The 12107-nt window shown below is 61.5% G+C and carries 13 protein-coding genes; 2 read left to right on the forward strand and 11 right to left on the reverse strand.

The features are described from left to right. Positions 1-141 precede the first annotated feature (141 nt). The gene (locus tag EAY64_RS06830; protein ID WP_103524095.1) at positions 142-2970 is read right to left on the reverse strand and encodes an FAD-binding and (Fe-S)-binding domain-containing protein; all 2829 of its coding nucleotides are present in this window, start codon (positions 2968-2970) and stop codon (positions 142-144) included. Between the two features lie 298 nt (positions 2971-3268). Between EAY64_RS06830 and EAY64_RS06835 the strand changes: the two genes are divergently transcribed. Together EAY64_RS06835 and EAY64_RS06840 are read left to right on the forward strand one after the other, a co-directional pair. After that, positions 3269-3823 carry a hydrolase gene (locus EAY64_RS06835; protein WP_103524034.1) on the forward strand — a complete coding sequence of 185 codons (555 nt, stop codon included), beginning with the start codon at positions 3269-3271 and terminating at the stop codon, positions 3821-3823. 402 nt (positions 3824-4225) lie between these two features. Continuing rightward, on the forward strand, positions 4226-4558 hold the full coding sequence (locus EAY64_RS06840; protein WP_103524035.1) for a DUF2322 family protein: 333 nt from the start codon (positions 4226-4228) through the stop codon (positions 4556-4558). Between the two features lie 51 nt (positions 4559-4609). Here EAY64_RS06840 and EAY64_RS06845 read toward each other — a convergent pair whose 3' ends face one another. The 10 genes from EAY64_RS06845 to EAY64_RS06890 all read right to left on the reverse strand — a co-directional run bounded on the left by EAY64_RS06845 (position 4610) and on the right by EAY64_RS06890 (position 12012). Next, on the reverse strand, positions 4610-5857 hold the full coding sequence (locus tag EAY64_RS06845; protein WP_103524036.1) for an aromatic amino acid transport family protein: 1248 nt from the start codon (positions 5855-5857) through the stop codon (positions 4610-4612). A gap of 72 nt (positions 5858-5929) precedes the next feature. Further along, the gene (locus EAY64_RS06850; RefSeq protein WP_103524037.1) at positions 5930-6301 is read right to left on the reverse strand and encodes a nuclear transport factor 2 family protein; all 372 of its coding nucleotides are present in this window, start codon (positions 6299-6301) and stop codon (positions 5930-5932) included. A gap of 19 nt (positions 6302-6320) precedes the next feature. Next, positions 6321-7760, reverse strand: a complete 1440-nt coding sequence (locus tag EAY64_RS06855; protein WP_103524038.1) for an FAD-dependent oxidoreductase — start codon at positions 7758-7760, stop codon at positions 6321-6323. A gap of 297 nt (positions 7761-8057) precedes the next feature. Then, positions 8058-8507 carry a 50S ribosomal protein L9 gene (gene rplI, locus EAY64_RS06860; RefSeq protein WP_103524039.1) on the reverse strand — a complete coding sequence of 150 codons (450 nt, stop codon included), beginning with the start codon at positions 8505-8507 and terminating at the stop codon, positions 8058-8060. 18 nt (positions 8508-8525) lie between these two features. Then, positions 8526-8753, reverse strand: coding sequence for a 30S ribosomal protein S18 (gene rpsR, locus EAY64_RS06865; RefSeq protein ID WP_028535202.1), 228 nt, complete (start codon positions 8751-8753; stop codon positions 8526-8528). 5 nt (positions 8754-8758) lie between these two features. Beyond that, a complete protein-coding gene (gene priB / locus EAY64_RS06870; protein ID WP_059287688.1) occupies positions 8759-9058 on the reverse strand; it encodes a primosomal replication protein N in 300 nt (99 codons plus the stop codon). Between the two features lie 18 nt (positions 9059-9076). After that, positions 9077-9454, reverse strand: a complete 378-nt coding sequence (gene rpsF, locus EAY64_RS06875; RefSeq protein ID WP_103524040.1) for a 30S ribosomal protein S6 — start codon at positions 9452-9454, stop codon at positions 9077-9079. A 164-nt stretch (positions 9455-9618) separates the two neighbouring features. Continuing rightward, positions 9619-9894 (reverse strand): hypothetical protein, encoded by a 276-nt coding sequence (locus EAY64_RS06880; RefSeq protein WP_103524041.1) that lies wholly within the window; start codon positions 9892-9894, stop codon positions 9619-9621. A 214-nt stretch (positions 9895-10108) separates the two neighbouring features. After that, positions 10109-10435 carry a metal-sensitive transcriptional regulator gene (locus EAY64_RS06885; RefSeq protein WP_103524042.1) on the reverse strand — a complete coding sequence of 109 codons (327 nt, stop codon included), beginning with the start codon at positions 10433-10435 and terminating at the stop codon, positions 10109-10111. 74 nt (positions 10436-10509) lie between these two features. Further along, positions 10510-12012: a multicopper oxidase family protein gene (locus tag EAY64_RS06890; protein WP_103524043.1), complete on the reverse strand. Its 1503-nt coding sequence runs from the start codon at positions 12010-12012 to the stop codon at positions 10510-10512. Between the last annotated feature and the right edge of the window lie 95 nt (positions 12013-12107).

Below are 12107 nucleotides of genomic sequence, written 5' to 3' on the forward strand. Positions count from 1 at the left end.
CAGCCTTCCCATCTATTCCCAATCCCCCCGCCCTTGCCTTGCAAGGGTGCCTCGCTTTCATGCCAGAAAGCGAGAGAGGCAATAATCGAAGCCCCGTTCCATGATGGAAACGGGGCTGTCGATTGATGACAGGACTGCAGATCAGCGGCTGCGGCAGGCGCGGTCCACCAGGTACATCAGGTTCTGGTAGGGAATGCCGGAGTTGGCCGACAGGCCGATCTCGCAGGTAACACTATTGGAGAAGCCGCTGCCGCAGTCCTTCACCTGGGCTTTCAAGCCGGTCAGGGCACTGGTATTCAGCTCGGGATGGCTGAAGCCCTTGTCACCGGCAAAGCCGCAACAGGTAATGCCTTGCGGCTCGATTACCGTGCTGGCGCAGCGTTTGGCCAGGGCATTGAGCATGGCGGCCTGGCCGGTCTTGCGCATCGAGCACACCACGTGCAAGGCCACCGACTCTGGCTGCGGGGTGAAGGCCAGATGCTCGGCGGCCACCTCCTGCACGAAGCGGGTGACGTCATACACTTGCAGACGCTTGTCCTGCAGCCCTTCCAGCATGCTGGCGGTACACACGCCATTGTCGACAATCACCGGCCAGCGGCCATTGTCACTGGCCTGCAGCAAGGCAGCTTCCAGTTCGGCCAGCTTGCTGGCAGCAGCATCGGCCGCGCCCTTGGACTTGAACGGCGTGCCGCAGCACAGGCCATCCATCTGCTGCGGGTAGAGAATCTGGTAACCCGCCTTGCCCAGCACAGACGCCACCACCTCGTTCAGCGGGCGCTGGTCGGGCAGCGCGGCTGCCGGGGCAAAGGTGCGGGTGAGGCAGGATGGCAGGTACACCGCCTTGCGCTCGCCCTGTTTGCCACTATCCAGCCGCAGCTTGCTGGCTGCGCGCGGGAAGTATGGTGTCCAGTAGGGAATACGCCGCCCCACCACCCGGCGCAGGCTGCGCATCAACACGCCGGTAGCGGCATTGCCGGCCACGCTTTGCACGGTTTGCAGTGCGCGCAGACCAAGCCGCGCCCCGGCGGTGGCGCTGCCGTAGTGGCTGGCCAGGGTGTTGGCCAGGGCCCAGCCGGTATCGCTCAGACTCTGCTGGCGCAACTGGCTGGTAAGCGCACCGGTGTTGATGCCGACCGGGCAGGCAGATTCGCACAGCCCGCAGGTGGTACAGGTTTCATCACCGGCAAACTGGTAGCGCTCGCGCAAATCCTCCAGCCGCGCTGCATCCTGGCCGCTCTGGCTGAGGGCTGCCATTTCCCGATTGGCCACGATGCGCTGGCGCGGGCTCAGGGTAATGGCGCGGCTGGGGCACATCACCTCGCAGAAACCACACTCGATGCACTTGTCGATCAGGCTGTTGGCAGTGGGAATCGGTTTGAGATTGCGGATATGCAGCAGCTTGTCGTGGGTGATGATCACATCCGGATTGAGAATGCCGGCCGGATCAAACAGCGCCTTGATCTCCTGCATGATGCGATAAGCCGCCGGGCCCCACTCCATTTCCACAAAGGGCGCCATATTGCGGCCGGTGCCGTGCTCGGCCTTGACCGCGCCTTCGTAATCCACCGCCACCAGCTTGCACACCGCCTCGATGAAGGCTTCGTAGCGCTTGATTTCGGCCTCGCCAGAAAAATTGGGGGTAAACACGAAGTGCAGATTGCCCTCCAGCGCGTGGCCGAAGATGATGGCTTCGTCGTAATGGTATTGGCGGAACAGGGCCTGCAGCTTGAGCGTGCCCTCGGCCAGATGTTCGATGGGGAAGACCACGTCTTCGATGATGACGGTGGTTTCCGCCGCCCGCATCGCGCCCACACTGGGGAACATGCCCTTGCGGATATTCCACAAGCGGGTGTACTGCTCGGCCACATCGGTGAAATGAATGCCGGACAGATTGGGAATGGCCGCGATATAGCCGCAGATGGCATTGATCTGCCCGGTCAGCGCCAGCGCATCGCGGGCACGGGTTTCGATCAGGATGGCGGCCGCTTCGTCGCCCAGGGTTTTCAGCTCAGCCGGCACCCCCGCCTTGTTTTCCACCGAGCGCAGGCTGGCGCGGTCCAGCAGTTCGGCCGAGGACACCACGTCCTTGTGCTGCGCCAGCAGCTGGATGGCATCGCAGGCGTCCTTGATGGTGGGAAACAGCACCAATGCCGATGCCTTGTGCGGCAGCTCTTCCACCGTGTGGTAAGTCACTTCCGATACAAAAGCCAGCGTACCCTCGCTGCCCACGATCAGGTGCAACAGCATGTCCAGCGGGTCGGCAAAATCCACCAGCGCATTCAGGCTGTAGCCGGTGGTGTTCTTCATCTTGTATTTGCGGCGGATGCGCGCTTCCAGCTCGCCATCGGAGCGAATACGCGCCGCCAGCGCGGCGATGCCGTCCAGCAGACCGGCATGCGACTGACGGAAGGCGGCCACACTGGCCGCATCGCCGGTATCCAGCACCGCGCCATCAGCCAGCACCAGCCGCAGGCTCTTGATGGTCTGGTAGGTATTCTGCGCGGTTCCGCAGCACATGCCGCTGGAGTTGTTGCTGACAATGCCGCCTATCATGGCGGAGTTGATGGTGGCCGGATCGGGACCGATCTTGCGTCCGAACGGCAGCAGGGCCGCATTGGCGGCGGCACCGATCACCCCCGGCTGCAAGCGGATGGCACGGCCATCATCCAGCACTTGCAGGGCTTTCCAGCCGTGGCTGGCCACCACCAGGATGGAATCGCTCACCGCCTGGCCGGACAGCGAAGTCCCGGCGGCACGGAAAGTCACCGGCAGGCTGTGTGCGGCGGCCTGGGCCAGTACGGCTTGCACCTCGGCTTCGTCATGGGTCTGGATGACGATCTTCGGCACCAGCCGGTAACAGGAAGCATCCGTCCCGTAAGCCAGGGTGGATAGCGGATCAGTGAACACCCGCTTGGGGTCGATCACTTCGACAATGGCCTGATGAAACAGCCGGTAAGCACCTTGCAGCATGAAGTCTCTCCACGGCGCAGGCAGCGGTTCTGTGTCGGCTTGCCACGCCAGTTGCACCATCCCTGCCTGCGCTGAACTCCAGCACCGCGCGGATGGTCCCAAGAATGTTGAAGCGGCATAGTGCCACATCTGGCTTTTTCGCCCATCAAGGGATTACCCTGTCAAGCAGACAATTCATGCCTGGCAAGCGTCGCCAGCCAAACCCGACTGCGCCATTACAACTGCTGGCCCTGCCCTGGCCCAGCGACACAACGCTATTTTGTTAGCGGCTCCAAATTACAGAGAGGGAGACACAGACATGCTGATGCAGATCGATCAGGCCACCCTGCTGGTGGTGGATATCCAGGACAAGCTGCTACCGGCAGTAGACCAGGCCGACGCCATGCTGGCTGCCAGCCTGTGGCTGGTGGGGGTGGCCCACGATACCGGCCTGCCGGTGGTGTTTTCCGAACAATACCCGCGTGGTCTGGGCCATACCGAGGCCAGCCTGCTGGCCAGCGCACCACAGGCCACGGTGGTGGAGAAGCTGCACTTCTCCTGCGTGGCAGCAGAATGTCTCCCCGACAGCCTGCTGGCACGCAAGCAGGTGATTGTCTGCGGCATGGAAACCCATGTCTGTGTATTGCAGACCGTGCTGCAACTGCTGGCCTTGGGCAAGCAGGTGTTCGTGGTGGCCGATGCCGTGGCCAGCCGCCGCAACAGCGACAAGAAATTGGGGCTGCAGCGCATGCAGGCTGCGGGAGCGGTATTGGTCAGCCGGGAAATGGTGCTATTCGAAATGCTGGGAGTGGCCGGCAGCGAGCTGTTCAAGGCCATGAGCAGAAAATATCTGATGGGTGTGCAGCCGGCCTGATGGCCGCAGCCTGAGGTTGGTCGTCTGGCCGAAGGGTGGTCCCTTCGGCCAGACCGGCCGGTGGCGGCTATGCCGCTCTGTTTTCTCCTTTGCAGACTGGCGCAGGACGGTGATGTTCAGCCGAAGCCACCATCACCCGTCGCCAGCTACTGCCATTCCTATAGCAAACAGCGTGCCACACATACTAAGCAGCTGATATCAAATAAATTATTTGATATCAGCTGCGTACAGACTCCGCCAGCGATGAGCGACAGCCTGGCGCATGCACCAATACAGTGCCTTGCTGCACCAGCAGCAGCCCACCCATGGGCAATGCACGGCAACAGGCCGTGGCATCACTCCTGTGCTAGCATCTGCGGCTATCTTCCACCTTTTGCCAGCACTACGCAGGAACACCAAGCCATGACCACACCCACCTTCAAGGACATTCTGGACACCCTCCCCGCCACCACCGGCATTGCCGCCATCGTGCTATTGGACGCGGCGGGCGAGCCGGTCACCCGCCTGGAAAACCAGCCTGGCACCGCCGGCTCGGTACGGGTCTATCACGCACTGATCAAGCAGCATGGTCATCTCGACCGCGCAGCGGCACAGCAAGGCCTGGCGCTTTATGCCGAACATACCGCCGATGCCCGCCTGCATCCGGGCAAACACCCCAATATCGACCGTCTGCTGGCCATTGCCGAAGCAGATGCACCGGGCTTGCGTGCCCGCATCGTGTTGCAGGACGACTAAGCCCCCCGGGCGACAGCCGGCCCGGCACTTGGCCGGCTATCGCCATCAGACTTACCAGCTTTCCGGCAACACGCCAAACAGCGACACCACCGCATACACGCCGCTAAGGAAAAAGGTGGCCATGATCAGCCACTGCACACTGCGGTGGGCATACCAGCCGCAGACAAACTCGCTGCCGGCATCACCGCGGCGACGTGCCGCATTCAGCAACAAGACCGGAATGATGCCCATCAGCACCCCACCGAAAGTACCGGCGAAATACAGCGCATTGACGAAGCTGGCAATGCCCGAGTAGGCCAGCAGAAAAGGCGGCAGCGCCACCACCACCAGCACCAGCAACCGTTTTGACTTCTGGGTTTCGCTACCCAGGCGGAAGTGGTCGAAGATATTGGTGAACAGGCAGCCCCCCAGCCCCCAGTAGGAAGTCAGCATGGCCAGCAAGGCAAAGATATTGGCGGTGTAATAAGCCCACTGCCCCAGCGCCCGGCCCCAGCTCAGCGTGGCCACCTGGGTGAGATTGTCGGTGCCCACCAGCGCGATCACCGACGCGGGAATCAGCGCGACGAAGACAAAGGTCAGCGCCATGCCACACATGATCAACCGTGGCAGCTTGCGCGGGGCAGACAGATTGCCACGCACCAGTTCGGGCACCAGGAACTGCGCACCAAATACGAATACCGCCAGATTGAACACCGGCACCACATACTGCCAGCGACTGAGCCACAGATTGCTCAGGCGCGCATCCTGACTGACGATGGAAGCCATGATCAGCGCCAGGATGATGACAATCATGCTCATGCTGATGACCTTGTTGCCCGCCCCCAGCACCTTCAGGCCCAGATACAGCACCGCCACCGACGGCACGATGAACAGGATGCTGCCCAGCTCCTTGCTCATGCCATACCCGCCCAGCAAATCCAGCAAGATGCTGCCACTACCTGCCATATAGGCGGTCAGCGCGCCAAAACTATTCGCCGCCACCGCCAGAAACAGCAGCCAGCCCCCCAGGCCGCCCAGATAGCGGCTCGCCAGGCCACTAAGCTGGCGGTTGCCACGGGTACGCAGCGCCACCTCGGTCAGGTAGAGCATGGTGATGGTGCACAGCACACAGGTAATGGCCAGACACAGCAAGAGCGGGACATAGCCGGTCTTGCGCGCGGCAAAGGCCATGCCCAGCACGCCGGCTCCGATATTGGTACCAAAAATGATGCCTATGGTTTCCAGCCCGCTAATGGGCTGGACCAGCAGGCCGGAGTCTTCATGAGGCGGCGCCGCTGGCGCAAGTTCGCTTGAATGCATGGGAGTACCCCGGTAATTGATCAACAAGGCAGCAATGAGCAGTCAGCACACAGACTGGAATGGCAACAGGGCTCACTGCGGATGCGAGTACAGCTTGAAAGCGATGCGCCAGCGCCCCTGGCGCTTGAACAGCGAGACGTAATCGGTAAATACCCGACCGGCCAGCGGCGTTTGCAATTCGGCCATGGCGGCGTTGCCACAGAGGCGGATTTCACCAATCTGCAGCCCGTAGGGCGCACCCTGCGCATGTGGCGAGGGCCGGCTTTGCAGCAGGCTGCGGTATTGCGCCTGATCCAGCCGTGACTCGGCCCCTGCCACATCGCCCAGCAGCAGGGCATCGGGACGGAAAGCCTCTTCCAGTTTCTCCGGGCGGCCGTAATACAGGGCCTCGTAATAGGCGGTCAGCGCCTGACGGATCTGTCCCAGATCGGATGAGCAGGACATACGGTTCTCCAGATGAGGTCTAGCGGGAATGGGAGGTGGCCGCCTTGGTGGGCGACAGGCCGGAAGGGGCCAGCTTGCACAGCTGCTGCATCAGCCAGGACGGCTGGCGGTTTTCATCGGCAGCCAGATCGACCTGCCCGACCGCATGACGGACCAGCCGGCCACCCAGATAGCGGAAGGGTTCAGGCGGGAAATCACGTTGCAGGCCATGCACCAGGCCACAGCGCGACCATTCGTTGTCCAGCTGCAAGGCCAGCGCGGCCAGAATCTTTCCCCCCAGCATGGAGGGGCCGACGCCGTTGCCGGAGTAGCCGATGGCATAGAACACATTGGCCTGAGCGGGCAAGGCACCAAAATGTGGCAGGCCATTACGGGTACGATCAATGGGCCCGGTCCAGTTGCCGACGATGTCCGCGGACTGCACCCCTGGATAAGCGCGGCGCAAATGGCCAGCCACGGTGGCGGCAATGGCGGATGCGCCATCCAGCTTGCCGGCCAGCTTCGCGCCGTACACCAGTTGCTCGCTGCCGCCCCCCTTGCCGAACACGATGCGGCCATCCGGCGTGGTGCGGTAGTAGTGCACCAGCATGCGGCTATCGGAAATGGTCATGCCGTTGCTCCAGCCGCTGGACTGCAGCAGCTCGGGCAGCGGGCGGGTAATGACGACATCGCTGGACACCACGACAAAGGCCTTGCGAATGTCGGCAAACTGCGCGGCCCAGGCATTCATGGCCAGAATCACCCTGTCGGCACGCACGCTGCCATGAGTGCATTGCACCCGTGCCGGAGTACCACTTTCCAGCCTTTCCATCGGCGAAGACTCGTACACCTTGACCCCGAGTTGGCGTGCATGGCGCAACAGACCACGCGCCAGCATGGCCGGCTGGATGGACGCCGATACCGGCTCAAACACCCCGTCCAGATGCAGGCTGGAACCACTCAGCTGCGCGGCCTGCCCAGCGGCCAGCTGCTGGTAGGGATGCTGACCCAGCTGTTCCAGCTGGCTGACGGTACTGTCCCAGGTGCCGAGCTGGGCGGTGGTGGTGGCCGCCCACAGCCAGCCGTCCAGCCGCAACTGGGCATCGATGTCGTGTTGCTGGCAGAAGGCCTGCAAATCGACGATGGCTTGCGATGACTGCTGGCACAGGCGCAGCGCTTCGGCCTCGCCACACATCTTGGCCAGCGACTGGTACTTGGCCCACAGGCTGAGCACAAAGCCGCCATTGCGGCCGCTGGCCCCGCTGCCGCACAGTCTGGCCTCGACCATGACCACCTCGGCGTCCGGCTTGGCCTGCTTGATTTCGATGGCAGTCCACAAGCCGGTAAAACCACCGCCCACAATGCAGACATCGGCGCGGATATCCTGCCGCAGCACTTCCGGGGAAGCAGGCCCCTCCGCCGCCAGTGCCTCGGAAAGCCAGCTACTGAAAGCACTACAGCGGGATGCAGCAGAGGACATGCGGTAATACTCCTTGTGTCAGGACAGGCCACTGCAGTTGAAATGAGGCCGCCCATGACAGGGCCTGCCTTCAGTGCAGGGCAAAGCTGTTGGAAAGATCAGCAGGGAGCTTATTTGAATTAGCCGGACAGATTGATGGGAAAGGACTGAAACAGCAGCATGAAAGGAGTTGAGCCTTGCCGGTAAAGTCTGCGGCAGGAGAATGCAGGGAAATGCGGCGCAGTACCGGGAGAGCAAGACATGAAAAAAGCCCGCCGAAGCGGGCTTTTTCCTGAAGCTGGATTCCGGATCAGGGAATCAGGCTTGACCGACCACAACAACCTTGATCGGGGATACTACGTCGTGGTGCAGAGCGATTTCGATGTCGTACTCACCGATGGCCTTGAACGGGCCGTTCGGCAGGCGAACTTCGAAACGCTTGATTTCCACGCCGAATGCGGTCACGGCTTCAGCCACGTCCACATTGGTCACAGAACCGAACAGACGGCCATCAACACCGGCTTTTTGCGCGATGGTGATAACAGCGTCAACCAGCTTTTCAGCACGGACCTTGGCATCGGCCAGGATCTCGGCTTGCTTGGCTTCCAGTTCGGCGCGACGAGCTTCGAACTCTTTCAGGTTGTTTTCGGTGGCGCGCTTGGCTTTGCCTTGCGGGATCAGGAAGTTACGGGCGTAACCGTTCTTGACCTTTACCACGTCACCCAGTTGACCCAGGTTGGCAACTTTTTCGAGCAGAATGATTTGCATCTTAAGTCCTTTCCCGGCTTAGTGTTGGTCGGTGTAAGGCAGGAATGCCAGGAAGCGAGCACGCTTGATAGCAGTGGTCAGCTGACGCTGGTAGCGAGCCTTGGTACCGGTAATGCGAGCCGGGATGATTTTGCCGTTTTCGGCGATGAAGTCTTTCAGCAGATCAACGGATTTGTAGTCGATATCCTTGATGCCTTCTGCCGTGAAGCGGCAGAACTTCTTGCGCTTGAAGAGTTGACGAGCCATTTTGACTAACCTTTTACAAATTCAACATATTCGATATTGAGTACCAACCGCGGATTCTTCAGACTGCGCTGGGACAGGAATCCGGTGAATGTCACCGCGTTTCCTGCCAGTTTCCCGGCATGTTTCCGGGCGTCTTCTCCAATCAGCACGGCCTGGATTTCACAGGCCACATCGCGTTCGAACCCGCCGGCAGTCTGTCTAGACTGGTGCCTGATCCACATTTCCACCACCGGAATACCGGCAGGGGTGTAACGCAGGGCTTCTTCGCGTTCGACCGTCGCGGTCAATACCAGACGGTTCTGCAAGTCCTTGTCTCCTGCCAATTAGGCAGCAGCTTCGGCCTCGGCTGCCGGCTGCTGGGAATCCAGCAGGTTCTTGGCCTTTTCGTCCTTCATCATCGGGGACGCTTCGGTAACGGCGCGATCCAGCTTGATGGTGAGGTGACGCAGAACAGCGTCGTTGAACTTGAAGGCGTGCTCGATCTCGGCCAGGGTTTCGGACTGGCACTCAACGTTCATCAGAACGTAGTGGGCTTTGTGCAGCTTCTGGATCGGGTAAGCCAGTTGACGACGGCCCCAATCTTCCAGACGGTGAATCTTGCCTTCAGCGGCCAGAACCATGCCCTTGTAGCGCTCGATCATGGCCGGAACCTGTTCGCTCTGGTCCGGATGGACGATGAACACGATTTCGTAATGACGCATGTTAACTCCTTATGGCTATTTAGCTTTTTGCCATGCGGTTGCAAAAAGCAAGGTAGTGAAACCGCAGCATTCTACGCACTTAATCCTGCTGCGGCAAACAAAATCGGCCAGTGGCTGCGGCACAATACGGCAAGCGTGGCAAAAGCAGCAAGGCTGCTGGTGGCTTACAGCCGTTTTTCGCGCCGGATATCGCTGACCAGGCCGTTGTGCAGAATCACCAGCGTGGTGTAGGGCAGATCGGCATCGCCCAGCCAGAACAACTGCCGGTCGCCATTGGCGGCGGGGTCGGCACGCACATAATCCGGCTTGCCGGCCGCTTGCAGCAGCTCGGCTTCACTCATGTCGCGGTGCAAATGCATGAACTGCTCGAAAGGCAGCGGGTCGGCTAGCGACCACGACGACAGCAGCAGGCCGGCCAGCACGGACAATACGGTTTTCATCTCGGTGATTTCCTGAAAAGGGCGGGAAACGGAATGCGGCAACGCCGAATGAAAGACTAAAGCAAGTGTTGCGCCTGCGCGCGGCCGCTATTGTTAATACCCGTTAACAGACCTCGCCCTGCCTTGCGCCGCCTTACCGTACGACGAGTACTGTCAGCGGCAGCGCTCCTTGGCCCAGGTCCTCTGCGAGGTTTTGTCAGCGGCGCGGTAATGGTTAGCGGACTTTCTTCACCACCTCGATCAGCTCGGTCACCATGCCGGTGGCGTCGCCCTCCTGCAAGGCCTTGCTGACACAGCCTTTCATGTGGTTTTCCAGCAACTGCATGGATACCGCATCCAGCGCCGACTTCACCGCCGCCACCTGGGTCAGCACATCGACGCAGTAGCGATCGGCTTCCACCATGCCGCTGATGCCGCGCACCTGGCCCTCGATGCGCGCCAGCCGCTTGAGCAGCGCCGATTTGTTCGGCTGTACCACGCTCTTGCCGGCAACATCGGGCGGCGTGTGACAGCAGGCATCGGTTTTGGGGGCAAGACTCATGCGAACTCCGGCAGCGGTTGGACAACAGGAGTGTCAGTGTAGCATCGCCCGCTGCCCTGCGCCGCGTGGCGGCTTTAGCTGCGGACGTCCAGCGTGGCCATCATGCCGGCGTCTTCATGCTCCAGAATGTGGCAGTGGAACATGCGCAAGCCTGGCCGCTGCTGGACAAAGCGCAGCCGCACCGTTTCGCCTGCCGGAATGTTGACGACATCGCGCCAGGCCAGGAAGGCTTCGTCCTGCCACACCCCGTCATCGGTACGGGCCAGCACCTGGAACTGGGTGCCGTGAATATGGAAGGGATGATCCATATGCGCCTGGCTGACGATATCCCACTCTTCGACCTGGCCCACCTTGCCGCTGAAATCCACCCGATTCATGTCGAACTTCTTGCCATTGATCAGGAACATGGCGCTTGGGTCGGCCATGTTTTCGCTGAAGTTGACCACCCGCTTGACGGCAGGCGCGCCCAGCGCCGCAATCGGGCGCAGCGTTGCTGGCAGCTCGGCCGTTGCCTTGCTACCGCTGCGCTTGATTGTGGCCAGGGTGAGGATGTCGCCCTGCTCCTTGCCCATGGCCTTGCCACGCTGGTAGGGCAAGGCCTGCAAGGCAGATGCTTTACCAGCGGCAAAGCGCCCGGTGATGACGATTTCGGCCCGCTCACCCGGTGACAGCAGCAGGGTGTCGATGCGCCGTGGCACCGCGATCAGCCCGCCATCCGTCCCCACCAGATCGACCTCGTGCGCCGGCAAGGCCAGCTTGAGGATGCGCGCGCTGCTGGCGTTCCAGATACGCCAGCGCTGCCGTTCGCCCTCGGCCAAGGCAATCACCGGCTGCCAGCCGCCATTGACCAGCACGAACTGGCCTTCACGCCCATCGTGTTGGTCAGCCGCGCTATTGGCGGCAATCTGCCCCTGCGCGTCCAGCTTGAGGTCGGACAGCACCAGCCATTGCTCGGGCAAATGCGCCAGCGGATCGTGGCGGCTTTTCACCACGAACACCCCGGCCAGGCCCATATAGGCTTGCTGAGCGGTATGACCATGCGGGTGCGGGTGATACCAGTAGCTGGCCGCGCTGCCCGCAGCTAGCTCGAAATGATAAGTACGCTGCTGGCCGGGCAGGACCGGATCATGCGGATTGCCATCCTGCTCTGCCGGCACCGGCATGCCATGCCAGTGGATGGTGCTGGGCTGGCTTAACTGGTTGGTAAACTGCAGGCGGACTTCATCGCCCTCCCAGGCAACGATGGCCGGGCCGGGAATCTGGCCGTTATAGGCCCAGAAGGTGGTAGCCGGCTTGCCCGGCAGCAGGGGAAGCTGGACCGGTGCGGCGGCCAGCTGGCCCACCAGATGACCGGCCCCGCCGTGATTTTGCAGCCGGGACAGCGATGACAATGGCAGGCCACGCGCCAGGCCCAGGCTGTCGGCAGCAGGCAGTGCCGCATCGCTGGCAGTGCCATGCCCCATGGCGGCGTGATCCATGCCCGGCATGCTGCCCATGCCATCAGCCCAGGCCTGGCGTAGCAGCACAGGGGTCAGGGCCAGCGCGCTGCTCAATTGCAGAAAATGTCTTCTGTCCATGTATTGGCTCCGTCAGCAGGGGGCGGTGAACACGCTGCGGCCTGACAAGACAGCCGCCTTTTCACATACCCCCCAAGGGTATAAAAACCGTAGAG

Source organism: Aquitalea palustris (assembly GCF_003693445.1).
Lineage (GTDB): Bacteria > Pseudomonadota > Gammaproteobacteria > Burkholderiales > Chromobacteriaceae > Aquitalea > Aquitalea palustris.

Bases quoted from the DNA above. Each gene is read 5' to 3' on its own strand.
- EAY64_RS06830 (WP_103524095.1), bottom strand. From the start codon at position 2,970: ATGCTGCAAGGTGCTTACCGGCTGTTTCATCAGGCCATTGTCGAAGTG.
- EAY64_RS06835 (WP_103524034.1), top strand. From the start codon at position 3,269: ATGCTGATGCAGATCGATCAGGCCACCCTGCTGGTGGTGGATATCCAG.
- EAY64_RS06840 (WP_103524035.1), top strand. From the start codon at position 4,226: ATGACCACACCCACCTTCAAGGACATTCTGGACACCCTCCCCGCCACC.
- EAY64_RS06845 (WP_103524036.1), bottom strand. From the start codon at position 5,857: ATGCATTCAAGCGAACTTGCGCCAGCGGCGCCGCCTCATGAAGACTCC.
- EAY64_RS06850 (WP_103524037.1), bottom strand. From the start codon at position 6,301: ATGTCCTGCTCATCCGATCTGGGACAGATCCGTCAGGCGCTGACCGCC.
- EAY64_RS06855 (WP_103524038.1), bottom strand. From the start codon at position 7,760: ATGTCCTCTGCTGCATCCCGCTGTAGTGCTTTCAGTAGCTGGCTTTCC.
- rplI (WP_103524039.1), bottom strand. From the start codon at position 8,507: ATGCAAATCATTCTGCTCGAAAAAGTTGCCAACCTGGGTCAACTGGGT.
- rpsR (WP_028535202.1), bottom strand. From the start codon at position 8,753: ATGGCTCGTCAACTCTTCAAGCGCAAGAAGTTCTGCCGCTTCACGGCA.
- rpsF (WP_103524040.1), bottom strand. From the start codon at position 9,454: ATGCGTCATTACGAAATCGTGTTCATCGTCCATCCGGACCAGAGCGAA.
- EAY64_RS06880 (WP_103524041.1), bottom strand. From the start codon at position 9,894: ATGAAAACCGTATTGTCCGTGCTGGCCGGCCTGCTGCTGTCGTCGTGG.
- EAY64_RS06885 (WP_103524042.1), bottom strand. From the start codon at position 10,435: ATGAGTCTTGCCCCCAAAACCGATGCCTGCTGTCACACGCCGCCCGAT.
- EAY64_RS06890 (WP_103524043.1), bottom strand. From the start codon at position 12,012: ATGGACAGAAGACATTTTCTGCAATTGAGCAGCGCGCTGGCCCTGACC.